The organism is Actinomadura vinacea (assembly GCF_039532545.1).
Classification (GTDB): Bacteria; Actinomycetota; Actinomycetes; order Streptosporangiales; family Streptosporangiaceae; genus Spirillospora; species Spirillospora vinacea.
On the sequence record NZ_BAAARW010000016.1, the window covers coordinates 17,137 to 40,790 of the forward strand.

Here is a 23,654-nt window from a genome sequence, read left to right on the forward strand (position 1 = left end):
TCACCCGCGCGACTGCCCAAGGTAATGCAAAATACGCCAATCGCCCGCGGCGCGGTTGTTCCGTCCGGACAGTCCCTTACTCCAGGGGGAGCAGCGTCTCCAGGAACTCGATCACACCGTCGGGGCCGTCGACGACGAGATCGGCGCGCTCGGCCAGGGCGGTCACCTCGGTGGAACCACTGCAGACCTTCACCCCGGGCACCCCTTCGGCGCGCAGGGCGTCGATCGTGTCGAACGCGGCCAGGTCGCCCAGGTCGTCCCCGGCGAAGAGCACAGCGGACGGGCGCGAGCCACTGGGCTTCACCTCGTCGACGAAGCCGCGCAGCGCCCTGCCCTTGTCCATGCCGGACGCCCGCAACTCCAGGACGAACCGTCCCGGCTCCACGACGAGACCGGTGCGTTCGGCCAGGGCGTCCATGAGGCTGCGGAGGCGGTCCAGCGCCACCTGGGGCTCGGCGCAGCGCCGGGTGTGGACGGCCAGCGCCCGCCCCTTGTCCTCGACATAGACCTCCGCGGGAGCGCCGGACGCCTTGAGGATCTCGGGCAGCTTGGCGCGCGCCTCGGCCACGCCGGGCGGCGGCTCGGGCGCGGTCAGCTCGCCGTTCACCCAGCGTTCCAGGCCGTACTGGCCCAGCACCACGAGCCCGTCGATGCCCTCGAAACCGCCGTGCTCCACGGCGACTGCGGCGGGCCGGCCGGTGATGACGACCAGCGCCGCCACCCTCGGGGCCAGGCGGGCCAGTGCGGGGGCCGCCTGGGGATGGGCGCGGGCCGCGGCCGGGTCGTCCACGATCGGCGCGAGCGTGCCGTCGAAGTCGAAGCCGAGCACGGCCCCGGCGGGATCGTCGCGGAGGGCGTCCAGGCCACCGGCGCCGGCGGCCGTAAGGGGGTGCGATGGGTTCACGTGACCAGTGTTGGTCACTCAGGGCCGGATGCCGAGACGGCGCGCGGCGCGCTGCCGCTGCCGCTGCGTACGCATCCGGCGCAGGCGCTTCACCAGCATCGGGTCGTGCTCGAGCGCCTCGGGTCGGTCGATGAGGATGTTGAGGAGCTGGTAGTACCGCGTCGCCGACATCTCGAACAGCTCGCGGATCGCCTGCTCCTTGGCTCCGGCGTACTTCCACCACTGCCGCTCGAAGGCGAGGATCTGGCGGTCACGCTCGGACAGCAGGTCGCCGGGGAAGGCTCCGTCGTCTTCCAGGCCTTCGGTCACCGGTTCCAGAGTTGGGCCATCGTTCATGCTTCCGTCCTGCTGGGGACCGTCGCCGGGGGCTGGCGCCTCGCTCATTGAGGTCCCCTCTGTGGTCACTAATCCCGGGTCGTCCGGGTTCGGCCGGTGCCATGCTACGCGCCCCCGCGGGCATCGTCCGGTGTTCGCGCGGAACGGGTCGGGCTGCTCGGAGAAGGGCTGTAACGCGGTCGCCGACGGCGCGGAGGGACCGGGAACCCCGGAAGGACGGGTTCCGTTTGAACACATGCAGGGTACATGCGTCAACGCCTGTACCGTACCGGCACAGGCCCCGCGGCCGACGGAGGATCATGGGCATGACCAGGGAGAACAGCTCGCCGCTCGGGCGGCCCGCGGAGCCCCCCGAGCGGCCCGTCCCCGCGCCGTCCGACCCTGTGCTGGCCGATCCCGCGCTGGCCGAGATCTCCCTCGCGCTGTTCCATCTCCGGCGCGTCTGGGCCAAGCCCGACCTGATGAAGCGGATCCGGGCGCAGACCTCGTCCGGCCCGGGCGCCCGCCCGCTGCAGCTGTCGAACCTCATGGTCGTGCACGCGGTCGCCGCCCTGAACGCCGAGGCCGAGGTCACCGTCGGCGCCGTCGCCGAACGCCTGGAGATCGACCCCTCGACCGCCAGCCGCCTGGTCGGCCACGCCATCGACGCGGGCCTGGTGTCGCGCCGCCCGTCCCCCGTCGACGCGCGCCGCGCCAACCTCGGCCTCACCGCCGCGGGCGCACGGGTCAAGCAGGTCGCCGACCGGTCCCGCCGCGCCTACCTGGACGAGCTGATGGCCGACTGGACCCCGGACGAGCGCACCGACTTCGCCCGCCTCCTCACCCGCTTCACCGACGCCGCCGCCCGCGCCCCCATGGAGGCCGACCGCGTCGACCGGATCTTCGAAGAGGCACATGCCGACTGACCCGCCGCCTGGAGCGGAGCGCCAGCGGAGTGGAAGGCGGCGGTTCAGTCCGCCCTTGCCGGGGAGCCTGAGGGGTCGCCCCCACCGACCTGTGTCTCCGGGGCCGGCCCTCGGCATGGCGGGCCGGCCTCGGAGGGGCGAAGGTCATGCGTCGTAGCGGAGGGCCGACAGGCGGGTCTGGTACTCGTCCTCGTCGATCTCCCCCTGGGCGAAACGCTCGGCCAGGACGGAGCGGGCGCGGGCCGTCGGGTCGGACGCGGCGGCCGTCGCGGCGGCGTTCGCCGTGATCCGGCGGCGCACCAGGTAGAAGACCCCGATCGCCACCGCCACCCAGAACATCCCGAAGGTGAGCGGGAACACCGGCCACCAGGCGGGGGCGTCCGACATGCCGGGCCCGTCCTGCCATGGCCCCGGCCCGGGGTGGAATGCCATCGTCGTCAGCATGGTCATCGACCTCCTCTTTCGTGGATGAGTCGATGTTCGGCGACAGGTTCGGGCCGCGGCATCGTACGGCCGGAGACTCCGCGGCTACGCCCGCCGTAGTAGGCCCTGCCTAGGAGACGAAACGGTCCTCTGCCTGGCCGCTGAGGTGGCCGGGCGGGAGCCGACGTCCGAAGGCGACCAGCCCTGCGCGATCCCGACCTGCAGGCCAGGTTCGCCGCGTCCGTGCGGGCACACGAGGAACGCCTGACCGCACTGTTCACCGGGAGATCGCACCACGGGGCACCGTGACGCCGCGGCAGGCGCGGCGTCTGGCCACCGCTCTCAGGGCGCTCATGGTCGGCCCCAGCCAGGGCGTCACCCTGGGCCTGGCCGAGCAGGTGCCCGAGCGGTACTTCGCCGAGACCGCCTGCGCTCTGGCCACCCCCGAGGTGCTCGGACCGCCCTGATCAGTTCACCACCAGGGTGGCCGGTAGTCGTCCTCGCGGGGATCGGGGTCGTCCGCTGGTCGTACGTAGGGGCGAGGGCCGCTGGCAGGGGGCGCGTCCAGGTTCCCGGGGCCTTCGAGCGCGTTCCGCCGGAACCGCTCCCATTCCTCATCGTCGAGGAAGGTGGAATCCCCCGCCGCTCCAGAGCCGTTCCCCTGCAGGAACGGGCGCAGTTCGCCGGGGATGGGCGGCCCGATTCCCGCGCCGGGCTCGCCCGTCGGACGCGGCGGGGCCGGCCAGGGCGGTGTCACGTCGGGCGGCGCCGAGTAGACCTCGTTGCTCTGCCAGAGGGGGGCATTGACCGGGGGGACGCCCTGGTCCGCCGCGGGCGGGCGCTGTGTCCCGAGGCCGTAGTCGTCGAAGTCGTCGTATTCGGGCTCGGGCCTGCGGCGCTGCCACCATGCCAGCAGCACCCCGATGCCGACCAGTCCGCCGCCCCCGCCCAGAACGGCGGCCAGCAGCAGCCCGCCACCGTCCTCGGGGGCGGCCTCGGCGTACGGCACGGGCGACGCCGCGGTGGTGGCGGGTCGCGCGCCGGGACCGTACGCGGTCTGATTGATCTTGCCCGCCGCGGCGAGGGCGCGGACCGCGTCCAGGGGCCCCTGGCAGGTGGACGACCCGGTCGGCCGGCTCGGGACGGCGCCGCGCACCAGCGCCTGCCGCACCTGCTCCGGCTTGAGCCTGGGGTAGCGGGCGCGGATCAGCGCGGCGACCCCGGCGACGATGGCCGACGAGGGGCTGGTGCCCGTCCCGAGGACGTAGCCGCTGCTGGAGTCGGCGCTGACGATCTCGACGCCGGGCGCGCAGACGGCCACGTACGGCCGCCGGTTGCTGTCCTTCCACACGCGCAGCCGGCGGTCGAGCGCGCCGACGGCGATCACGCCCCGGTAGGCGGCGGGGAAGTTGTTGCGGTTGGGGCCGGCACCGTCGTTGCCGGCCGAGGCGATCAGCACCACGCCCTTGCTCAGCGCGTACCGGATCGCGTTCTCCTCGGTGGAGTTGCCGTCGTAGAACAGCCGCCCGCCGCCGAGGGACATGTTGATGATGTGCGCGCCCTGGTCGACGGCGTACCGGATGCCCTGGGCCACCGCGTCCCGGTTGCGGCCGACCTGATCGCCGCTCTGCCGCTGCGGGTCGTCGTTCTCCCAGGTCACCCGGACCGACAGGATCCGGCTCTGGGGGGCGACGCCGATCACTCCGCGCGTCTGGCCGGGGCCGTTGCCGTGCCCGGCGATGATGCTGGCCATCGAGGTGCCGTGCAGGCCCCAGTAGCGGCTGCCGGGACGGCGCGTCCCGCCGGTGAGGTCGGGGCCGGTGGTGACCCGCCCGGCGAGGTCGGGGTGGCGGCGGTCCACCCCGGTGTCGAGCACCGCGACGGTGATGCCCGCGCCCCTGGTCGTCCGCCATGCGCGGGGGATGCGCATCGCGTTCAGATGCCATTCGCGGGCGCGGATCTGGTCGGTCGGCGCGGCCCGCCGGTCGGCGGCGGCGGCGCCGTCGGAGAGCGTCGCGGCCGGCACCACGAAGGCGGCGGCGAGCGTGACCACCGTGGCGGTGGCGGCGATCCTGGCGGAGGGGCGGGCACGTCCTGCACGAGACACGCCGGCGTACCTCCTCGCGGCCGCATCAGGTCGGTGGGGGGCCCCACACCCCGGAAGGCCCGCGGGATCGAGCGCACCGGCCCCGGGGGGCATGGCCCCTCGTCCCGCCCCGAGGCGGGAGCCAACATTGTGCCATGGGCCGATCGCGAGGTCCGGGCCGCTCGACGCATCGGGGGACGCTCCAGACGGCACGGGCCTTCCGCCGTATCGGCGACCTGCCCGGCCCGAGCCCTTTGTGATCTACTTCACCCGGCTCCCGCCGTCCCGTACGCCCAGGCCGCCGCCGCGAATAAGGGGCCGCGCCACGCCCGCGGCTGACGGTATTGTGTGCCCCGTCGGCGTCTGAGCCGGCAGGCCCCCGTAGCTCAGCTGGCCAGAGCAGCCGCCTTGTAAGCGGCAGGTCGCCGGTTCGAACCCGGCCGGGGGCTCTTGGGGACGGTGTGGAGTCTCGCCGGTACCCACGAGCGCGACACCTTCAGGAAGCTCCCGGCGGATCACCGCCGGGAGCTCCGTTCTTTCAACCGTCCGCCTCCGGCTCGTGGTCGCACCCCCCGTCATCGATCACCCCTACCGCTGGGGTAGGTGTAAGTGGAGCCCCCACGGACGGGGGAGTACTGCGGGGCTGTCTCGACCCCGCCCGTGAGGGCGCTCCCAGAGCCGCGAGGTGCAGGGTCAGTCGCACGGGTCACGTGCCTGGGAGGGCTTGCACCGGCCTTATGTCGACCGGCACGACAGCTGTGAAGTCTTGAGTGGAGCCAGGCACCCAGCAGAATCCCGAAGACGGTGAAACCGGCCGCAAGCGCCAGCACCCAGGACACGCCTTCCCAGAAGACGTCTCCGAGAGTCACAGCGTGTTCCCGTAAAGATAGCCGCGAGCCGTCTGAAGCTCGCGGGCCTTCTCGTCCTGAGTCTCCATTTCCTTCAGGACCTCTTCCTTGGTCACTCCACTGACCTTCGTACGGAGTCGATCATTCTCCTCGGCCATGGACAGGGGATGCCGAAGGTAGGCCACCCAACGACGCTCGTCCTGTGAGTAGAACGGCTCTGCCCATCGACCGGTCGGCGGCTTATATGGGGGGAGAGATTCTCCGGATGCGATGTAGATCGATTTCTTGGGCTCCGCCATGAGTCGCCCCTCCGTCCATCAGCGTCTTGTGACACACATCGTGGGGCGTGTTTACTAGACGCGAAAGTGGGGCGAACTTTTCTCAACTCGACAATCTCGGAGCCAACTCGTGGTCAACCGGAAGCGACTCGACCCGACCGAGTCCGCCGCTGCTTTGTTCGGCGCTAAGCTGCGGAAACTCCGCGATCAGGCGGGTCTGTCTCAGGCTGAGCTGGCCAAGGAGCTCGACTATTCACACGACACGATCTCCAAGGTGGAGACGGCGTCACAGGCACCGTCTCCCGAGTTCGCCAAGAGGGCCGATGACTATTTCGAGACAGATGAGCAATTTCAGGAACTACAGCCGCTGGCGGCCAAAGAGGGCATACCTGTCTTCTTTCGACCATATGCGGATCTTGAGTGGACGGCCACCGCCGTGCGGGTCTACGAGCCATTCGTCGTGACAGGACTGTTCCAGACGCAGGACTACGCACGAGAGGTTCTTAGGCCAGGTCAACGCGCTAGCAAGCTTGAACAGTCGATATCAACACGCATGGGACGACAGGGGATCCTGACCCGGGAGGATCCCCCGTGGATCGTGGTCTTGATCCAGGAGACAGCCGTTCTGAAGGTTGTGGGGAACCAGGACACAACTAAGGATCAACTCGGGAAGCTCTTGGAACTGGTAGCCGAGCCGCATATCAACGTCCGGGTAGTACCGAAGGACGCCCAGGTCTTCCCCTCCGGAGGGTTCACCCTCTTCAGCAGGGACGATGAACCGGACATTGGATACGTAGAGGGCGCCGCTATCGGCGGCCGAGTCGTCGAACTAAGCTCCCAGGTTGGGGAACTACGGAAGCTGTGGGACATGATCGGGACGGCAGCCATGACGGACTTGGCCTCAGAGGCCCTGATCCGAGAGGTATGGGAGAACCTGTGACGGACCTGAAGCGTGCCAACTGGCGCAAGAGCAGTTACAGCGGTCAAGAGGGCGGAACGTGCGTTGAGCTGGCGGACCTGCCCCTCTCCGTAGGTGTCCGGGACAGTACCGACCCAGACGGGACTGTACTCACCTTCGACAGGAAATCGGTTGCTGGTCTCGTCTCCCGAATCAAGGCCGGGGATCTGGATCTGTAAGACGACAGAGCCCCCTGGCGTACGGACGCCTCGTCAGGGGCGGCGGGTGGTCAGGGCGGCGGCCAGGGCGAAGGCGGCCACGCCCAGGAGGGCCGCGGTGGCGCCTGCCGGGCCCAGGTCGAAGACCCGGCCGATCACCATGTCGCCCACGCAGGAGAACATGCCGGCGCAGAAGGCCAGGACGCCGTAGTACGCGCCGTAGCGTTCGAGCGGGGCGTGGCGGGCGGTGTGCTGGAAGATCGAGGGCTGGACGAGCCCGTTCGCCACGCCGTTCAGGACGGCGGCGAACATGAGCGGCCCGGTCTCCGTGCCGTCGAGCCAGGCGAGCACGAGGAACGCGGCCGCGGCGCACAGCAGGCCGAGGCGCAACACCCAGGTGCGCTCTCCCCGGTGGCCGGCGGCGACGAACGGCTGGGCGGCCGCGGCGACCGCGGCCAGGACGGAGAAGCAGAGGGTCGCCGTGCCGGCGGTGAAGCCCAGGTTCGGGACGGCCGTCATGATGTGGTTGGCCAGCAGCGACGAGGGGGCGGTCGTCAACGCGAAGAGCAGGAACCTGCGGTCACCGAACACGCCTCGCAGACCCCTGAGGACCTCGCCGAAGCGCGGGGTGGACGGCTCCTTCCCGCCTTTGGGCAGGAGGAGGAACAGGGCGCCGGCGATCGTCCACATGGCGGCGGCCGTTCCGGCCAGGAGCGTGAACCCGGGCCCCACGGCCAGGAGGGCGAGACCCACGGGCGGGGCCACGACCGTCCCGATGTGCTGGGTCGCCGCGTAGGCGGCGAAGCCGCCGGAACGGCGGGCGGGGGCGACACCGGCCAGCACGGTGTGGGCCGTGGGGTTGTAGAGCGCGCCGCCCACTGCGATGAGGACGGCGGCGCAGAGCAGCGCGCCCACGCTCTCGGCGGTCCCGAGCAGGACGAAGCCCGGCGCGCGCAGCGCGCAGGCGATCACCCCGGTGCGGCGCGGGCCGAGCGTGTCGGTGATCGCGCCGACCGGCATCAGCAGGGCGAACTGCAGGCCGACCCGCACCCCGAGGATCACCCCGACCGTGCCGGCCAGCAGGCCCAGGTCGTGCCGGAGGTACGCGACCAGGTGCGCCATCACGGAGAAGAAGCCGAGGCAGGCCGCGAACTGGATCGCGACCATCGTCACGATCACCCGGCGGGACGGGTCCGCGGCGGGCCCCGGAGGGGCGGGGGCGGGAGGGGCGATGGTCACGGGACAGAGCAGACCAGAGAGACATCTGGTGGGTCCAATATGGATATTGAGCGAGATCCGATAGGCAAACCGATATCAAACGGTGTAGTCCCGGGAAACGGACAGTTCGGGGTATCGGTTGATCGTCGTGGACGGTGGCGGCCGGTAGCCGGGGACGGCGCGCAGGTCGTACGACAGGTCGGTCAGCCGGAAACGGAGCCGTCCGCTGCCCTGGAGGCGCAGCGTCACCTCCACCCCGGCCTTGCCCGGGTTGATGACCTGTAGGCGCAGGTCCCAGCGCCCTTCCCGTTTGTTGAGGAGCATGTCGCGGTTCCCGACCCGCGCCGACCGTACGGTCGTGGCGGCGTCCACGAACAGGCCGATCGTGGGGGCACCGCGGACGGAGTTCAGCCGCAACCGCAGGACGCGGGTTCCGTCGGGGGTGCGGCTGTCGTCCAGCACTGCGGCCGTTGGGGGTCGCAGGGCTGCCGGACGAGCGGGGCCCGTGCGCATCCGCTCGTTGCCGCGCCAGGGAAGCAGGTCGTCGGTCGGACGGGGCGCGCCTGGCGCCAGCGGGTGTTGGGCCGGGGCGAACCAGGTGGCCGTCTGGCGGTCGGCGTCCAGTGCGTAGGCGAGCATGGTCTGCGTAGGGCGGCGGGCGTCGAACCCGGTGGTGAAGTGCCCGGCCACCAGCGCGCAGGTGAGCACCGTCGCGGCCAGCGGGGTCCGGCGAGCGCCGGTGTCCAGCAGCGGCGCGGCCACCAGTGCCGCCAGGCTGAGCATCAAGGCGATCAGGGGGACCGTCTCGGAGACGCCGCCGGTTGGGAAGGCGGACGCGATTCCGCCGCCCCAGAGCACGGCCGCGGGGGCCAGCCCGACCGTCAACGCCGCCGCCCTCACCGCGGTCCGGTCCGTCAGCGTGACGGCCACACCGGCCGCGGCGGCGCCCAGTGCGGGGAGCGTGAACAGGTAGGACAGTCCCGGAAGGGTGAACGCCAGCGGCACGGCGATCAGCGCGGTCAGGCCCGCACCGCCCACGGCCGCCGCGGCCACGCCCAGACGGCGGCGGACCAGCGCGTACCAGCCGCCGTTGATGGCGATCGCCAGCGCGAGCACGGCGCCGAGGAGCCACGCGGGCCGGTACGGCTCCCCCACCGCCGAGGCCGCGTCGGCTGGACGTATCGCCGCCACGGCCGCCCAGAGCCCCAGCCCGGCCGCCACCGATCCGATCATCGGTACCAGGCCGCCGGCCGTCGCCCCGGCGAGCGCGGGCATCGTCAGCAGGCGCCGCCGCCGCGCCAGCACCGCCCACAGCACGGTGAGTCCGAGGGCCCCCAGCGCCAGGACGGGCTCCCACGCCGCCGGGTACCGCACCAGCAGCCCGGGGATCGGGAAGTACACCGCGTCCGACCGCGAGTTCAGGTCGGCGAGGTCCGTGCGGGCCAGCGACTGCGACAGCGCGGTCGCGTTGGCGCCCATCTGCTGGAGGCTCGGCAGGTCCAGGTTCTCGGCGTTGTCGAGGGCGGAATGGTAGTGGGCGCCCGCGCCGACCAGCGCGGTGTCCATGCCCTTGAAGCCGCCGCGGGTGAAACTCGACAGGTCGGTGTCGTTGGGCAGCAGCGAGAACAGCGCCCCGGTGGACGAGTCCCCCGCCGGATGGGGAACGCCGGCGAACGCCTCCACCAGTCCGGCGTTCCCTGGAGACGTTCGGAACATCAGCGCCGCGCCGCCGGACCCGCGGGCCTCCTGGTTGAGGACGACGGTCGGCTTGCCCGGGTAGCGGTCCTGGTGGACGAACGCCTCCGCGCCGTACAGCCCCGGCTCCTCGGCGTCGGTGAACAGGAACACCAGGTCGTTGCGGGGGCGCCGGGCCGTCTCCTGCCACACCCGCGCGGTCTCCAGCAGCGTCGCCACCCCGGCGCCGTCGTCGGCGGCGCCTGGCGAGGCGGCCGCGGAGTCGTAGTGCGCGGCCAGGATGACCCGTCCGGTCGGATCGGTGCCGGGGATGGTCGCGACGATGTTGTCCACCTGAGCCGCCCCGGTCAGAGGCTGCCCGGACACCTGGAGCCGTCCGACGCCGCGCCGCACCTCGGGACGCAGCCCGAGCCGGGCGAGCCTGCGCACCACATGGTCGCGCACCCGCTCGTTGGCCGCGGTGCCGGACGGATGCGGCTCGGCGGAGATCGCCCGCACCTGTTCGTGTGCCCGTGCCGCGCTGAACTCCGTTCGCGGGGCGTGGGCCGGTGCCGGGCGGGGCGGCCGCGCGTCCAGCACCGCCAGGGCGATCAGTGCCAGCAGCACGGCCGGCACCGGCCACAGCGCGCGCCCCCTGCTGTGACCGGTGCCCTCATCAACGCGTTTCCCCAGGTGAAGTCCCACGCTGGAACGCTATTGGGCCGTTTCCCGGTAGCCCTCCTCTGCGCGAACGATCTCCGTGTGGCTCGAACGATGTACTCCGGTCCGTCTACCAGGCGACGGGGAGCTCCACCGGGCCCTGGATCAGGGCGCTCGTCCGCCAGCGGATCTCGGCCGGGTCGACCGCCAGCCTCAGGTCCGGGAAGCGGCGCACCAGGCTGCCGATGGCCACCTGGAGCTCGGCGCGGGCGAGCTGCGTGCCCACGCAGAAGTGCGGGCCGTGCCCGAACGTGATGTGGTGGTTGTCGGGACGCGCGAGGTCCATCGTCTCCGGTTCGGCGAAGACGGCCGGGTCGCGGTTGGCCGCGATCGCCGACAGCGCGACCACGCTTCCGGCGGGCACCAGCACGCCGCCGAGCTCCACGTCCTCGGTGGCCAGGCGGGGGCTGCTGACCGTCACCGCCGGGACGAGCCGCAGCAGCTCCTCCACCGCCGTGGGGATCAGCCCGGGGTCCTGGTGCAGCGCGGCGTACATCCCCGGGCGGGTCAGCAGCGCGTGCACGCTCCCGCCCAGCTGGTTCATGGTGGTCCCGTGCCCGGCGACCAGCAGCGTGATCCCGAGGCTGACCAGCTCCTCCTCGCTGATCCGGTCCTCCTCGTCGCGGATGACCAGGAGGGCGCTCAGGAAGTCGTCGGCGGGCTCGGCGCGCTTGGCGGCGACCAGTGCGGTCAGGTAGCGGTGCAGATCCTGGCGCGCCCGGCCGACCTCCTCCTGGGTGTAGCCGGTCACCGACATGACCGTCTCGGTCCAGGCGCGGAAGGACGCGCGGTCCTCGTACGGCACGCCGAGCAGCTGGCAGATCTCGGTGACGGGCAGCGGCACGCACAGCGCCTCGACCAGGTCCGCCGGCGGCCCGGTCTCCGCCATCCCGTCCAGCAGGCCGTCGACGACGGTCTCGATGCCGGCCCGCAGGGAGTCGATCCGCTTGCGCGTGAAGCCCTTGGCGACCACGCGCCGGAGCCGGGTGTGGTCGGGCGGGTCCATGTTGAACAGCGTCCGGGGGGTGCCGACGGTCTCGCGCGGCAGCTCCCTGGGCGCCCCGGGACGGAAGAGCGCCGCGCGGCTGAACACCGGATCGGCCAGGACCTGCTGGGCCTCCTCGAAGCGGGTCACCAGGTAGCCGATCTCGCCGGACAGCATCCGCACCCGCGTCACCGGCCCGACCACCCGCACCTCGGTGAGCAGCGGCGGGCCCTCGGCGGTCCTCTCGGCGGTCATCGCACGTCCCGCCCTCGCGTGTCGCACTGCTCGGCCGACAGGTTCCAGGTGATGACGCGGCCGGGCCGGATCCGGATGAGCTCGTCGCTGTGGTGCGAGGCCAGGCGGTCGTGCCCGGTCAGCACCTCGGCGTGGCCGCGGACCTCCACGCCCCGGCCCCGTCCGGGCCGCGGCGCCTCCGAGCCCTGGGGCGCCACGTCGTCGACGATGAACGTGGCCCGCGGGTTCTTGAGCACGTTGCGGAACTTCTGGGTGGCCGCCAGCTTGGAGCCGCCGATGTCGATCGTGCCGTCGGCCGGGTTGAACCGGTAGACGACGGGACGCACGTGGGGCGTCCCATCGGGGCCCAGGGTGGCGAGTCGTCCGACCCCCCTGCCCAGCATGTACTCGCGTTCAGCGTCACTGAACGGACTGCTCGTTCCACTCATCTCCGGCCCCTCCTGTTGCGTGTGCGTCGGCCGGTGGTCGCGTCACTCCCGACGCTAGGTGCGGGCACCTACGAAGCACCGACGGTTCGCCGACGCGAAAGCCCTGGTCAGCGGCATGAAAGCGGCGGGGGTCGCCTCGTGCGGCGACCCCCGCCGGGTGCGGCCGGGTCGGATCACCAGCCGCCGATGACGGCCCCGGTGATGGTGAACACCGCGGCGTGGAACGCCGTGTCCAGGGCGATCAGCACGCGCGGGCGCGCCTCGAGCGCCATCGAGCTGACCAGCGCCCCGCCGGCGACGCCGAGCCCGACGAGCAGCCCGGCCAGCGCGCCGGTGGCCGCGCCCGCGTCCCGGCCGAGGATGAGGGCCAGCACGGTCCCGCCGGCCAGGGACGTCAGGAAGGCGAGGGCGAACAGGGCGGGCAGCGGACGGCGGACCATCTGCTGTGGGGTGAGGCCGACGGCCCGCTCCCAAAGGCGGCCGAACATCAGCGGTGAGTGCCAGACGGCGGCGAGCGGCAGTCTGATCACCGCGGCCGCTGTCACCGCCAGATAGTTGACGTCGTCGAACTCGGTCAGGACGGTCATCGCGACTCCTTCGGGGAGGGCGGGCCGGCGGGGCGGCCCGCGGTGCCGGACGGGTTCTCGTTCACGCTGGGTCCTTGTGCACGCGGATGTGCATGCCGGTCATGCGGATCCTGGTGCTGAGCGATCTGATCGCCTCGGCGAGCGCTCCGTGCTCGGGGGAGCGGCGGAAGCGGTCGAACGCCTCCTCGCTGGTCCAGTCGCTCACGACGTAGAAGGTGCGGGCGTCGCCGCGGTCGCGGGACAGCGACTGCCCGGCGTTCTCGGGCTGCCGGCCGATCGCGTCGGCCATCGCGCTCCAGGTCCGTTCGAACTCCTCGCCGCGCCCCACCTCCACCTCGATCTCCAGGAGCTGGCGGTAGGCCGCGGGCGGCGGGTCGTTCGACCAGTGGTAGAACTCCTGGGCCTGCGCTTCGGCCATGCTGGGGCGGTCGGGGTCGAACGGGGTGAGGAGCGTGGCGAGCTTGCGGTCGATCTCGCGGAACAGCGGATCCTCGCGCGCGGCGAACATGTTGTCCTGGAAGTGCCGGTCGCCCTCCACCAGGTGCATGTAGAGGCCGTGGTAGTGCAGCAGGGTCCGGCGTGCGACGCCGATGCGGGCGGGCAGGTCGGTGCGGTCGTGCTCGTGGAACGCCGCCGCCACGGCGTCGAGATCGTCCGGCTCGACCAGCCGGACCATCAGCGCCCGGTGGGTCGGTCGTGATCGCATGTGCGGCTCCTCTCGTTCGGGATGGGCGGGTGGGACGGGGCCTGGCGGGGTTCACCAGGTGATGGGGAGGGAGCGCAGGCCGCGTCCGATCGAGTCGCGGTCCCAATCCAGCCGGTCGACCGGCACCGCCGTGCGCATGCCGGGCATGGCGGCCAGCAGCGTGCGGATCGCGATGGCCAGCTCGGCGCGGGCGAGCTGGGCGCCCAGGCACCGGTGCGTGCCGTGCCCGAAGGCCAGGTGGCCGCGGGGGCACCGGTCGACGCTGAGCGCGTCGGGGTCGGCGAAGACCGTGTCGTCGCGGTTGGCGGAGTCGATGGCCGCGATGACCGTCTCGCCCTTGCGGATCCGCACGTCGCCGATGCGGACGTCCTCCAGCGCGATCCGGGGGAAGCCGCCGACCGCGATCAGCGAGGTGTAGCGCAGGAACTCCTCGACCGCCTCCGGGATCCGCTCCGGCTCGGCGCGCAGCCGCTCGATCAGTCCCGGACGGGTCAGCAGCAGGTAGGCGGTGCTGGCGGTCTGGTTGGCCATGGCATCGTGCCCGCCGACCAGGATGGCCATGACCAGCAGGATCGCCTGGTGCGGCGCGGCCCGCTCGCGCTCGACGGCCTCGATCAGGGCCGAGACCAGGTCGTCGGTGGGCGCCTGCCGCCTGGTCTCGATCAGCCCCGCCACGTACTGGCCGAGCCGCTTGCGGGTGGCGGCGACCTCGTCGCCGCTGCCCGCCGTCGACAGCAGCGCGTGCGACCACTCGACGAGCCGGCCGTGGTCGGCGCTGGGCACGCCGAGCAGGTGGCACAGCACGCCCATCGACAGCGGCTGGGCGAAGCCGCCGACCAGGTCGGCGGGCGGGCCCTGCTGCATCAGCCGGTCGACGAGCCGTTCGGCCACCGTCGCGATCCGCGGTTTCAGCTCCTCCACCCGGCGCGCGGTGAAGGTCTTGTTCACCAGCTGGCGGACCGCGGTGTGCTCCGGCGGGTCCAGCGCGAACAGGGAACCGGCCGGCGGGTTGATGCCCGCGAAGTCGTCGCCGGTGGCCTCGTTGGCGGCGGCCCGGCTGAGCCGCTGGTCGGTGAACACGCGGCGGGCGTCCTCGTGCCGGGTCACCAGCCATGCCCGGTGGCCGCTGGGCAGCCGCACCCGGAGGATCGGCTGCTCGTTGCGCAGCCGCGCGTACTCGGGGGCCGGGTCGACGCCCCGCCAGGCGAAGGGGAAGGCGGGGCACTGCTCGCCCCCGGTGTCGGACTGGCTCGTGTTCTCGGTCCGGGTCGTGTTCTCCGTCATGACGGGCCTCCCTGCCCGGTCGGGGCATTGGCGGTGGACGCGATGAGCTCGGCCGCGCCGCCGGCGGTGAGCCCGGCCAGCAGCGCGGTGTCGTGCGAGGCCGCGCGCACCCGCGGGTGGCGCAGCAGCCCGCGCAGGAAGTCGCGGTTGGTGCGGACGCCGGGCCCGCCGATCCGGCACTCGGCCAGGGCCCGGTCCATCCGGGCCAGCGCGCCCGCCCGGTCCGGCGCCCAGACGACGATCTTGGCCAGCAGCGGGTCGTACTCGGCGGGCACCGTCGCCCCGCTGTCCACGTGGGTGTCGACGCGGACGAACGGGCCGGCGGGCAGGGCGACCTCGTCCAGCCGCCCGGGGGCGGGCCGGAAGTCGAGGGCGGGGTCCTCGGCGTTGATCCGGACCTCGATCGCGCATCCCCGGATCGGCCGGGCCCCGTCCCCCGGCCCGCCCGCGATCAGGGGCTCGCCGGCGGCGACGCGCAGCTGCTCCTGGACGAGGTCGACCCCCGTGACCATCTCGGTGACCGGGTGCTCGACCTGGATCCGGCAGTTGGCCTCGATGAACCAGTACGCGCCGTCCGGCTCGACCAGGAACTCGAACGTGCCGGCGCCCTGGTAGCCGATCTCGGCCGCGCAGCGCACCGCGTCGGCGGCGATGCTGTCGAGCAGCGCGTCCGGGAGCGCGGGCGCCGGGGCCTCCTCGACGATCTTCTGGTTGCGGCGCTGCAGCGAGCAGTCCCGGCTGCCCAGGTGGATGAGGCCGCCGTGCCGGTCGCCGAGGATCTGGATCTCCACGTGCCGGGCGCTGCGCAGGAACCGCTCGACGAACACCCGCTCGTCGCCGAAGAGCGAGGTGGCGGCGGAGCGGACCCGGGCCAGCGCGGCGGCCAGTTCGCCGGGTCCGCTCACGGTCTCCATGCCGCGCCCGCCGCCGCCGGCCGCCGCCTTGAGGATCAGCGGGTAGCCGGTCCGGGCGGCGTGCGCCCGGACCTGCGCGGCCGAGCCGACCGGCTCGGCGGAGCCGGGCAGCACGGCGAGCCCGGCCGCGGCGGCGATCCGGCGCGCGTTGATCTTGTCGCCGAGGATGCGCAGCGCCTCCACCGACGGGCCGACGAAGATGAGCCCGGCGGCCCGGCACGCCTCGGCGAAGTCGGGGTCCTCCGACAGCAGGCCGTAGCCGGGGTGCACCGTGTCGGCGCCGGTGATCCGCGCGGCCTCCAGGATCGCGGGGATGCTCAGGTAGCTGCGCCCGGCGGGTGGCGGCCCGATCCGCACCGACCGGTCGGCGGCGGTCACGTGCGCGGCGCCGTCGTCGGCGGTCGAGTGGACGGCGACGGTGTCCAGCCCCAGTTCCCGGCAGGCGCGGATCACGCGCACTGCGATCTCGCCGCGGTTGGCGACGAGCACCCGGGTCATCATGCGGCCACCCCCGCTCACGTCACGGGCCGGATCGACAGCAGCGGCTGGTCGTACTCCACCGGCGCGCCGTCCTCGGCGTGGATCGCGGTGACGGTGCCCGCCACCGGGGCCTCGACCGGGATCATCAGCTTCATCGCCTCCACGATCCCGACCTGGCCGCCCGCCTCCACCCGGTCGCCGACCTCGACGAACGGCTCGGCCGACGGGTCCGAGCGGCGGTAGAAGGTGCCGACGTTGGCGGCCTTGACCTGGTGGTCGGCACCGGCAGGGGCGTCCCCGGCCGCCGCGGGCGCACCGCGCGCCGCGGCGGCCTGCGGCGCGGGGCCCTGGGGCGCGGCGGCCGGGGACAGGACGGCCGCGGACGGCGCCACGGCGCCCGTCGCGGCCTGGTGGACGGTCTCCGCGCCCGCCCCCGCCGGGTCCCGGCCGGGCCATTCGATCTCCAGCCCGATCCGGTCGACGTGGACGGCGATCCGCCGGGGCTCGCCGGCGGCGACGGCCTCGATCAGCCCCAGCACGCTGCGGCAGGCGCTCTCCAGCGTCTCGGTGGGGTCGGCCACCGGACCGTCAGGGGCGGCGGTTCCCTCCACCTGGCCGTCCGCCTGGCCGTCCACCTGGCCGTCCACCGAACTGTTGGTCGCCTTGTTCATCGGCACGGCGCACCGTTCCTCTCCGGGCTCCGTTCCTGGCTCATGTCCGGGCCCACCGCCGCCGCCAGCACGGGCGCCGCGGCGGCCGCCACCGCACCGTCGGATTCGAGCAGGCCCGCCAGCCGCCGTTCGACCAGCTGCAGGGCCGGGATCCCGTCGAGCGCGTCGAGCTCGGCCTCGATGGCCTCGCCGACGGCGCGCATCGTGGCGTCCCGGTCGGGTTCGCCGTCGGCGGTCACGGCCTCCCGGACGACCCCGTCGACCGCGCCCGCGCGGAGCAGCCCGGCGGCGTCGAGGCGGAGCGCGGCGGCGGCCTCCGGGGCGGCGTTCTCGGCGCGCCACAGGATCGCGGCGCACCCCTCCGGGCTGATCACCGAGTACACCGCGTTCTCCAGCATCAGCAGCCGGTCGGCGACGGTCAGCGCGAGCGCGCCGCCGCTGCCGCCCTCGCCGGTGATGACGCTGACGATCGGCACCGGCAGCCGCGCCATCATCCGCAGGTTCGCGGCGATCGCGCCCGCCTGGCCGCCGTTCTCGGCCTCGACCCGGGGGTCGGCGCCCGGCGTGTCCACCAGCGTGATCAGCGGGCAGCGCAGCTTGGCGGCCAGCGCGGCCAGGCGGGCGGCCTTGCGGTAGCCGGTCGGGGTCGCCATGCCGAAGTTGCGGCCGGACAGCTCGCGCGCCGTCCGCCCCTTCTGGTGCCCCATGATCACGACGGTCCGGCCGCGGAACCGGGCCGGCCCGCCGACCAGCGCCGGGCAGTCGGCCCCGGTGCGGTCGCCGTGCAGCTCCTGGAAGTCGGTGCAGAGGAACGCGATGTGGTCGAGCGTTGTGGACCGGTCCAGGTCGCGTGCGCGCTTCACCCGTTCCCAGGGGTCGACGGGGGCGAGCAGGTCGGGATCCCGCACCACCGCCAACCCGGCCGGGACGGCCGGGCCCGCGTTCCGCCCGATGGGACGGCCGTCCGCGCGGCCGCAGCCGAGCAGCGACGCCAGCACCGGCCGCAGCGACCGCCGCGGCACCACCCGGTCGACGAGCCCGCGCGCGGCCAGCGACTCGGCGGTCTGGAAGCCCGGCGGCAGCGCGGTCCGGGTGATCTGCCGGACGACCCTGGGCCCGGCGAAGCCCATCCGCGCCCGCGGCTCGGCGATGATCACATCGGCCAGGGTCGCCACGGACGCGGCGACCCCGCCGTAGGTCGGGTCGGTCACCAGCGTCACGGTGAGGATCCCGGCCTCGTCCAGGCGCGCGAACGCCGCCGCGATCCGGGCCATCTGCCGCAGCGAGAAGATCCCCTCCTGCATCCGCGCGCCGCCGGAGGCGGTGGCGGTGAGCAGCGGCACGCCCCGGTCGAGCGCGGCCGCGGCGGCGTCGCACAGCCGCTGCCCGGCGGCCATGCCCAGGCTGCCGCCGAGGAAGGCGAAGTCCATCGCGGCCACCACCACCGGCCGGCCGCCGATCTCGCCGGCCGCGGTCAGCACCGCCTCGTCGATCCCGCTCATCTCGCGGGCCCGGCTCAGCCGTTCGGGGTAGGGCATGGTGTCGTGGAACCGCAGCGGGTCGTCCAGCGCGCTCGCGGCTCCGGGGATGGGGACGGCGGTGCCCGGGTCCAGGAGCTGCCGCAGCCGCTCCCGCGCGCCCACTCTCAGGTGCGCGGAGCAGCCGGGGCAGACGTCCAGGTCACGGGCCAGCCTGTGGGCGTACTGCGGGATGCGGCAGCCCGGGCACAGCACCCAGGGCAGCGCCGGGTCGGTGCGGACGGTCATCGCGGCCCTCCAGGATCGGCCGCCCCGGCGCCGGACTGGGCTCCGGCTCCGGCGGGACGGCATTCCAGAACGGTCCAATGGCCCTCGCCGGGCCGGTTGACCAGCTCGAACCCGCATCTGGCGAACAGCCGCCGCCACTCGTCCAGGCCGCGTTCGCGGCCGCCGAAGATCACCAGCATGTCCAGGTCGAGGAACTTGGCGTGGTCCCAGCGGTTGCCCGCGGCGACGACCTGCTCGACCACGAACAGCCGCGCGTCCCGGTCGCCGATCGCCTTCCGCACGGAGTGCAGCAGCTCCTCGGCCCGATCGTCCGGGTGGTCGTGCAGGACGGCTTTGAGGATGTAGGCGTCGCAGCCGTCCGGGAGCGGATCGGCGAAGAAGTCGCCGGCGACGGTGGTCACCCGGTTCGCGACGTCGTGCTCGGCGAGCACCTCGCCCGCCGCCGCGGCCGCGCCGGGCCGCTCGAACAGGACGCCGGACGCGTTCGGGGCGCGGCGCAGCGCCTCGGCGAGAAAGTGCCCCTGACCGCCGCCGATGTCGGCGATGCGGCCGAACCGCTCGGGCCGGACGGCGTCCAGGTGCCGCTCGGTCTCCCACCGGCCCAGCTCGGTCATGGTGCGCTCGTAGGACGTGCCCTCCTCGGGGTTGTCCTCGAAGTACCGCTCGATGCCCGAGCCGAGCGCCGGCGCGGTCGCGGGCTCGCCCGTCCGGACGCTGTGCACCAGCTCCGCGTAGGACCCGGTGACGAACGGCCGCGCGCTGTAGAGCACCAGCGGCCGCAGGCTGTAGGCATGGCCCCCGCGCATGCCCTCCGCCAGCGGGGTGCTCTCGAACCGGCCGTCGGGCAGCTCGGTCATGATCCCGACGGACGCGGCGCAGCGCAGCAGCCGGTACAGGGCGTCCGGATTCGTCCGGCTGCCGTTGGCCAGGTAGGCGACGGTGTGCGGCCCGTCCGCGACCAGGTCGACGATGCCCAGCTCGGCCAGCGCGGCCACGACGGCCGCGAGCCGCATCCCGCACGTCAGGTACAGCAGCCGCTCGGCGTGCAGGTCGCCGGGGCCGTACTCGGCGCCGTCCCGGGACAGGCTCTCCAGCACCTTCTTGATGTGCGCCATCTGCACGACGGTGGTGTTGTTGAGGTGGTCCCGCATGTCGTCCTCGCGGATCTGGGAGTCGGCCTTCATCGCGAACTCCTGGATCCAGCGCATCACCACGCCGGACGCCTCCTGGTGGTACTCCCAGCGGAGGTTCATGTACTCGAACACGCCGGTCTCGACCCGGTGCGCCGTCACGGTGCGGGTGGCGGGGTCGGGCGTGCGGCGGGACACCCAGGACCACACCCGGCCCTGCGCGTCAGGGTGGGTGGTGAGCCGGAAGGTGAGCGAGCCGTCCTCGTCGCGGTCGAGGATCTGCGCCGAGGCGTACTCGGTGAACAGGTCCGGCCAGCCGGCCACGTCGTTGGTGTGCTCCCACACCAGCTCCATGGGCGCGTTGATCAGGATCTGGTTGTCGGTACGAGCGGCCATCGTCACACCTCCCCGGCCTTCGTGAAGGCCTCGTTCAGGTATCTGAGCAGCTCGGTGGGGGTCTCCAGCCCGGTGAGGACGTCGTCGTCCAGGTCCAGGCCGAAGCGGTCGGCCATCCGCGCGGAGGTCTCCAGCAGCGCGATGGAGTCGTAGCCGAGGTCGGTGAAGGTGCGGTCGCCGATGTCGCCGCCGAGGTCGACGTTCTCGTCCTCGCCGGCGCATTCGCGCAGCGCGGTCACCAGATCGGGCAGCGTGATGCCGTCGTCGGTCATCTCGCCTCCTGGGTTTGGGGGTCGGGTGGGGAGCAGGGGCGGGCGAGCACGAGCGCGCTGTTGAAGCCGCCGTCGCCGCGCGCCAGGATCAGTGCCCGGTCGATCCGCGCGGGCCGCGCCCGCCCGGTCACCAGGTCGAGCCGGTACGCCGGGTCCGGGCGGATCCCGGCGGTGGGCGGGATGAGGCCGTCCCGCATGGCCAGCAGGCAGGTCGCCACGTCGACCGCGGCGCCGCCCGCCGAGAGCCGGCCGGTCATCGCCTTGGGCGCGGTCACCGGCACGCCGCGCTCGCCGAAGAGCGCCGCGATGGCGGCGGCCTCGGCGCGGTCGAGTTCGGGGACGCCCGCCGCGTCGGCGAACACCACGTCGATCTGGCCCGGTTCGACGCCGGCCTCGGCGAGGGCCCGCGCGGCGGCGGTGCCGAGCGTGGGCGGGCGGCCCGTGCCGGGCGCCGGGTCGAGCGTGGCCGCGTACCCGGCGACGCGCCCGTAGCAGTGTCGCGCGCCGCGCGCCCTGGCCCGGCCCTCGCGTTCGAGGACGAGCACGGCACCGCCCTCGCCGACCACGTGGCCGGCGGCGCCGGTGGCGAACGGCAGGTAGGCGGTGCCGGGATCGGGACGGTGGGACAGGTGCGGGTCGGCCAGCGTCGCGGTAAAGCCCCACGAGCACAGCCCCGCCTCGAACCCGCCGGTGAGCACGCCGTCCGCGCCCTTGCGCAGCACCCGGCGGGCCTGCCCGATCGCGTCCAGCCCGCCGGCGTCGCCGCTGACCAGCACGCCGCTGGGGCCGCGCAGGCCGTGCCGGATGGAGATCTGGCCGGTGTTGACCGCGTAGAACCACGCGTACGACTGGTACGCGCTGACCTTGTGCGGCCCGATCGCCCACAGCTTGCGGAGCTCGTTCTCGCCGAACTCGAAACCGCCGGCCGAGTTGGCCGTCACGACGCCGTAGTCCAGCGACTCCTCGCGGGACGGGTCCAGCCCCGAGTCCTCGATCGCCCAGTCCGCGGCGACCAGGGCCAGCCGGGTGAGGTGGTCGGTCTGCGGCAGCAGCCGCCCCGGCAGGTGCTCGCGCGCCTCGAAGCCCGGGACCTCGCCCGCGATTCGCACCGGGTAGCCGCTCGCGTCGAACCTGGTGATCGGCCCGATCGCGACGCGTCCGGACAGCGTCCCGGCCCAGTGCCGGCGGGTGCCCAGGCCGCTGGGCGAGGCCACGCCGAGCCCCGTGATGACCGCGTGGTCGTCGTTCACGACCGCCACCTCCCGGGCGCGCTGAGCACCATGGCGCTCTGGAAGCCGCCGAAGCCGCTGCCGACCGTCAGCACCGTGTCGACCCGGAGCTCGCGCGCCGTCAGCGGGACGTAGTCCAGATCGCACTCGGGGTCGGGGTGCCGCAGGTTCGCGGTCGGCGGCACGCGATCGTGCTCGATCGCCAGCGTGCTGGCGGCCACCTCGATGGCGCCGATCGCGCCGAGCGAGTGGCCGATGACCGACTTGATGGAGCTGACCGGCAGGTGGTAGGCGTGCGGGCCGAGGGCGCGCTTGAACGCGGCCGTCTCGTGCCGGTCGTTCTGCTTGGTGCCGGACCCGTGCGCGTTGATGTAGTCGATGCCCTCGGCCGGAACCCGGGCCTCCGCCAGCGCCGCCTCGATCGCGACCGCCATCTCCGCCCCGTCCGGCCGCAACCCGGTCATGTGGAACGCGTTGCACCGCGAGGCGAACCCGCGGATCTCGGCGTGCACCCGGGCGCCCCGCGCGCGGGCCGCCTCGAGCTCCTCCAGGACGAGCATCGCCGCGCCCTCGCCGAGCACGAAGCCCGACCGGGTGCCGTCGAACGGGCGGCAGGCCCCCACCGGGTCGTGGTTGTCCGGCGAGGTCGCCTTGATCGCGTCGAAGCAGGCCACCGTGATCGGCGAGATCGGGGCGTCGGTCGCGCCCGCCAGCATGACGTCCGCACCGCCCTCGCGGATGATCTCCACCCCGTGCGCGACCGCGTCCAGCCCCGAGGTGCAGCCGGTCGACACCACGCAGGCGGGGCCCTCCGCGCCGGCGTCATGGGCGACCTCGCGGGCCAGCGACGTCGGGACGAAATAGTCGGGCAGGTGCGGTGTGGCGTACGCCGGGTCCACCACCGCCAGCCGGCCGCTGTCGCTGACCACGCTGTACTCGCGGTCCAGCGACACCGTGCAGCCGACGGCGCTGCCGACGACCACGCCGGTGCGGCCCGGGTCGAGCGCGCTCAGCTCCAGCCCGCTCGCGGCCACCGCCTCCCGGGCGGTGACGACGGCGAACTGGGCGGCCCGGTCCATCCGGCGCAGCTGCCGCGGGGTCAGCCCGTACCGGGCGGGCTCGAAGTCGATCTCCGCCGCGACCCGGGAGCGAAACCGGCCCGGGTCGAACGCGGTGATCGTGCGGAAGGTGGGCTCGCCGCCGCAGACGGTCTCCCAGAACCCGGCCGTGCCCGGCGCGCCCGGGGTCAGGACGCCGATACCGGTGACGGCAACGCCGCGGTTCACGGCCACTCCCCCACGCTCGGCGGGGCCGGCGGCTCCGCGTCCGGCGGGGCCTCGGTCTCCACGTGCCCGAGGTCCGGCCGGGGCGCGAGCGGGCCGAGGAACAGCACCGCGGACGTGGGGCGGTCCCCGCGGTTCTCGTACCGGTGCCGGGCGCCTCTGCGGATCAGCAGGGACTCGCGCGGCCGCACGCGCAGTTCCGCGCCGTTGACCAGGGCGACGAGCTCGCCCTCGGCGACGTACACGTGCTCGTCGGTGTACGGGTGGTAGTGCTCGGTGACGTGCTCGCCGGGCGCGAGGTCGAGCAGCGCCATGAAGCCCGCCGTCGACAGCGCCGAACCCGGCGACAGGAGCACCCTCGTGGCGCCTCCCAGCCTGCGGTTGGGCTCCACGTCGCACGCGCAGACCTTGGTCGTTTCGAGATGGTCCACTGAACGGTTCAAAGTGCTCTCCCCCATGCCGTTCCCGGCCGGACGATCGCTGCCGTCCGCCGCAATCGACGCTAAGTGGGCGCGCCGAAGTACCACCGACACCGCACCGACCGCTCACCGACCCCCGGCCGACCGCACGCTCACAGCCCGCTGATCGCAGGCCGAGCGTTCGCTGGACGCATCCTGAACGCCGCCCCGAAGGCATGCCGAAACGCCCGCCGACGGCAGGCCGGCGGGCTCGCGCGTGAAGCGGGGCCGGTCAGTTTCTCTCTGAGAGGGCGACCCCTCAGACTCCCCGGCAAGGGCGACTGACCGTCGCCCTCCGCTCC

Annotated in this window: 24 protein-coding genes and 1 tRNA gene; 5 read left to right on the forward strand and 20 right to left on the reverse strand. The window is 73.3% G+C overall.

The genetic code is table 11. The features are described from left to right. Positions 1–76: 76 nt before the first annotated feature. Positions 77–904, reverse strand: coding sequence for a trehalose-phosphatase (gene otsB / locus ABD340_RS21335; protein WP_344591012.1), 828 nt, complete (start codon positions 902–904; stop codon positions 77–79). An 18-nt stretch (positions 905–922) separates the two neighbouring features. Then, a complete protein-coding gene (locus tag ABD340_RS21340; protein ID WP_344591014.1) occupies positions 923–1,240 on the reverse strand; it encodes a DUF3263 domain-containing protein in 318 nt (105 codons plus the stop codon). 305 nt (positions 1,241–1,545) lie between these two features. On the opposite strand from ABD340_RS21340, the gene ABD340_RS21345 reads away from it, so the two are divergent. Then, complete coding sequence (locus ABD340_RS21345) at positions 1,546–2,145, forward strand: MarR family winged helix-turn-helix transcriptional regulator (protein WP_344591015.1); 600 nt, start codon at positions 1,546–1,548, stop codon at positions 2,143–2,145. A 144-nt stretch (positions 2,146–2,289) separates the two neighbouring features. Here the strand turns inward: ABD340_RS21345 and ABD340_RS21350 are convergent, their stop codons facing one another. Then, a complete protein-coding gene (locus ABD340_RS21350; RefSeq protein WP_344591016.1) occupies positions 2,290–2,595 on the reverse strand; it encodes an SHOCT domain-containing protein in 306 nt (101 codons plus the stop codon). Between the two features lie 278 nt (positions 2,596–2,873). On the opposite strand from ABD340_RS21350, the gene ABD340_RS21355 reads away from it, so the two are divergent. After that, the gene (locus tag ABD340_RS21355) at positions 2,874–3,035 is read left to right on the forward strand and encodes a hypothetical protein (RefSeq protein WP_344591018.1); all 162 of its coding nucleotides are present in this window, start codon (positions 2,874–2,876) and stop codon (positions 3,033–3,035) included. Between the two features lie 5 nt (positions 3,036–3,040). On the opposite strand, the gene ABD340_RS21360 is transcribed toward ABD340_RS21355, so the two are convergent. Continuing rightward, positions 3,041–4,675, reverse strand: coding sequence for a S8 family peptidase (locus ABD340_RS21360; protein WP_344591020.1), 1,635 nt, complete (start codon positions 4,673–4,675; stop codon positions 3,041–3,043). Positions 4,676–5,029: 354 nt separating this feature from the next. Between ABD340_RS21360 and ABD340_RS21365 the strand changes: the two genes are divergently transcribed. Continuing rightward, positions 5,030–5,103 (forward strand) — tRNA-Thr (locus ABD340_RS21365). 416 nt (positions 5,104–5,519) lie between these two features. Here ABD340_RS21365 and ABD340_RS21370 read toward each other — a convergent pair. Next, positions 5,520–5,801: a hypothetical protein gene (locus tag ABD340_RS21370; protein WP_344591021.1), complete on the reverse strand. Its 282-nt coding sequence runs from the start codon at positions 5,799–5,801 to the stop codon at positions 5,520–5,522. A 109-nt stretch (positions 5,802–5,910) separates the two neighbouring features. Here ABD340_RS21370 and ABD340_RS21375 point away from each other — a divergent pair, with 109 nt between their 5' ends. Beyond that, positions 5,911–6,720, forward strand: coding sequence for a helix-turn-helix domain-containing protein (locus tag ABD340_RS21375; protein WP_344591022.1), 810 nt, complete (start codon positions 5,911–5,913; stop codon positions 6,718–6,720). Then, positions 6,705–6,917, forward strand: coding sequence for a DUF397 domain-containing protein (locus tag ABD340_RS21380; RefSeq protein WP_344591024.1), 213 nt, complete (start codon positions 6,705–6,707; stop codon positions 6,915–6,917). Before ABD340_RS21375 ends, ABD340_RS21380 begins: the two co-directional genes overlap by 16 nt. Positions 6,918–6,950: 33 nt before the next feature. Here the strand turns inward: ABD340_RS21380 and ABD340_RS21385 are convergent, their stop codons facing one another. The 15 genes from ABD340_RS21385 to ABD340_RS21455 all read right to left on the reverse strand — a co-directional run bounded on the left by ABD340_RS21385 (position 6,951) and on the right by ABD340_RS21455 (position 23,337). Further along, positions 6,951–8,135, reverse strand: coding sequence for an MFS transporter (locus tag ABD340_RS21385; protein WP_344591026.1), 1,185 nt, complete (start codon positions 8,133–8,135; stop codon positions 6,951–6,953). A gap of 75 nt (positions 8,136–8,210) precedes the next feature. Next, positions 8,211–10,493, reverse strand: coding sequence for a M20/M25/M40 family metallo-hydrolase (locus ABD340_RS21390; RefSeq protein WP_344591028.1), 2,283 nt, complete (start codon positions 10,491–10,493; stop codon positions 8,211–8,213). 85 nt (positions 10,494–10,578) lie between these two features. After that, positions 10,579–11,748 carry a cytochrome P450 gene (locus ABD340_RS21395; protein WP_344591029.1) on the reverse strand — a complete coding sequence of 390 codons (1,170 nt, stop codon included), beginning with the start codon at positions 11,746–11,748 and terminating at the stop codon, positions 10,579–10,581. Beyond that, positions 11,745–12,176, reverse strand: a complete 432-nt coding sequence (locus ABD340_RS21400; protein WP_344591030.1) for a PPOX class F420-dependent oxidoreductase — start codon at positions 12,174–12,176, stop codon at positions 11,745–11,747. Before ABD340_RS21400 ends, ABD340_RS21395 begins: the two co-directional genes overlap by 4 nt. 173 nt (positions 12,177–12,349) lie before the next feature. After that, entirely contained in the window at positions 12,350–12,763 is a 414-nt protein-coding gene (locus ABD340_RS21405) for a DUF1761 domain-containing protein (RefSeq protein ID WP_344591031.1), read from the reverse strand. A 61-nt stretch (positions 12,764–12,824) separates the two neighbouring features. Then, the gene (locus ABD340_RS21410; protein WP_344591033.1) at positions 12,825–13,469 is read right to left on the reverse strand and encodes a TcmI family type II polyketide cyclase; all 645 of its coding nucleotides are present in this window, start codon (positions 13,467–13,469) and stop codon (positions 12,825–12,827) included. Positions 13,470–13,520: 51 nt separating this feature from the next. Further along, positions 13,521–14,753: a cytochrome P450 gene (locus ABD340_RS21415; protein ID WP_344591034.1), complete on the reverse strand. Its 1,233-nt coding sequence runs from the start codon at positions 14,751–14,753 to the stop codon at positions 13,521–13,523. Continuing rightward, positions 14,750–16,168 carry an acetyl-CoA carboxylase biotin carboxylase subunit gene (locus ABD340_RS21420; protein ID WP_344591036.1) on the reverse strand — a complete coding sequence of 473 codons (1,419 nt, stop codon included), beginning with the start codon at positions 16,166–16,168 and terminating at the stop codon, positions 14,750–14,752. Before ABD340_RS21420 ends, ABD340_RS21415 begins: the two co-directional genes overlap by 4 nt. 14 nt (positions 16,169–16,182) lie before the next feature. Continuing rightward, a complete protein-coding gene (locus ABD340_RS21425; protein ID WP_344591660.1) occupies positions 16,183–16,818 on the reverse strand; it encodes an acetyl-CoA carboxylase biotin carboxyl carrier protein in 636 nt (211 codons plus the stop codon). Next, positions 16,815–18,584: a carboxyl transferase domain-containing protein gene (locus ABD340_RS21430; protein ID WP_344591037.1), complete on the reverse strand. Its 1,770-nt coding sequence runs from the start codon at positions 18,582–18,584 to the stop codon at positions 16,815–16,817. Before ABD340_RS21430 ends, ABD340_RS21425 begins: the two co-directional genes overlap by 4 nt. Next, the gene (locus ABD340_RS21435) at positions 18,581–20,110 is read right to left on the reverse strand and encodes a methyltransferase (RefSeq protein WP_344591039.1); all 1,530 of its coding nucleotides are present in this window, start codon (positions 20,108–20,110) and stop codon (positions 18,581–18,583) included. Before ABD340_RS21435 ends, ABD340_RS21430 begins: the two co-directional genes overlap by 4 nt. A 2-nt stretch (positions 20,111–20,112) precedes the next feature. Continuing rightward, positions 20,113–20,382, reverse strand: a complete 270-nt coding sequence (locus ABD340_RS21440; protein WP_344591040.1) for an acyl carrier protein — start codon at positions 20,380–20,382, stop codon at positions 20,113–20,115. Further along, positions 20,379–21,632, reverse strand: coding sequence for a ketosynthase chain-length factor (locus ABD340_RS21445; RefSeq protein ID WP_344591042.1), 1,254 nt, complete (start codon positions 21,630–21,632; stop codon positions 20,379–20,381). Before ABD340_RS21445 ends, ABD340_RS21440 begins: the two co-directional genes overlap by 4 nt. Continuing rightward, positions 21,629–22,897, reverse strand: coding sequence for a beta-ketoacyl-[acyl-carrier-protein] synthase family protein (locus tag ABD340_RS21450; RefSeq protein ID WP_344591044.1), 1,269 nt, complete (start codon positions 22,895–22,897; stop codon positions 21,629–21,631). The genes ABD340_RS21445 and ABD340_RS21450 overlap by 4 nt, the downstream gene beginning before the upstream one ends. Further along, on the reverse strand, positions 22,894–23,337 hold the full coding sequence (locus ABD340_RS21455) for a cupin domain-containing protein (RefSeq protein ID WP_344591045.1): 444 nt from the start codon (positions 23,335–23,337) through the stop codon (positions 22,894–22,896). Before ABD340_RS21455 ends, ABD340_RS21450 begins: the two co-directional genes overlap by 4 nt. Positions 23,338–23,654: the final 317 nt, after the last annotated feature.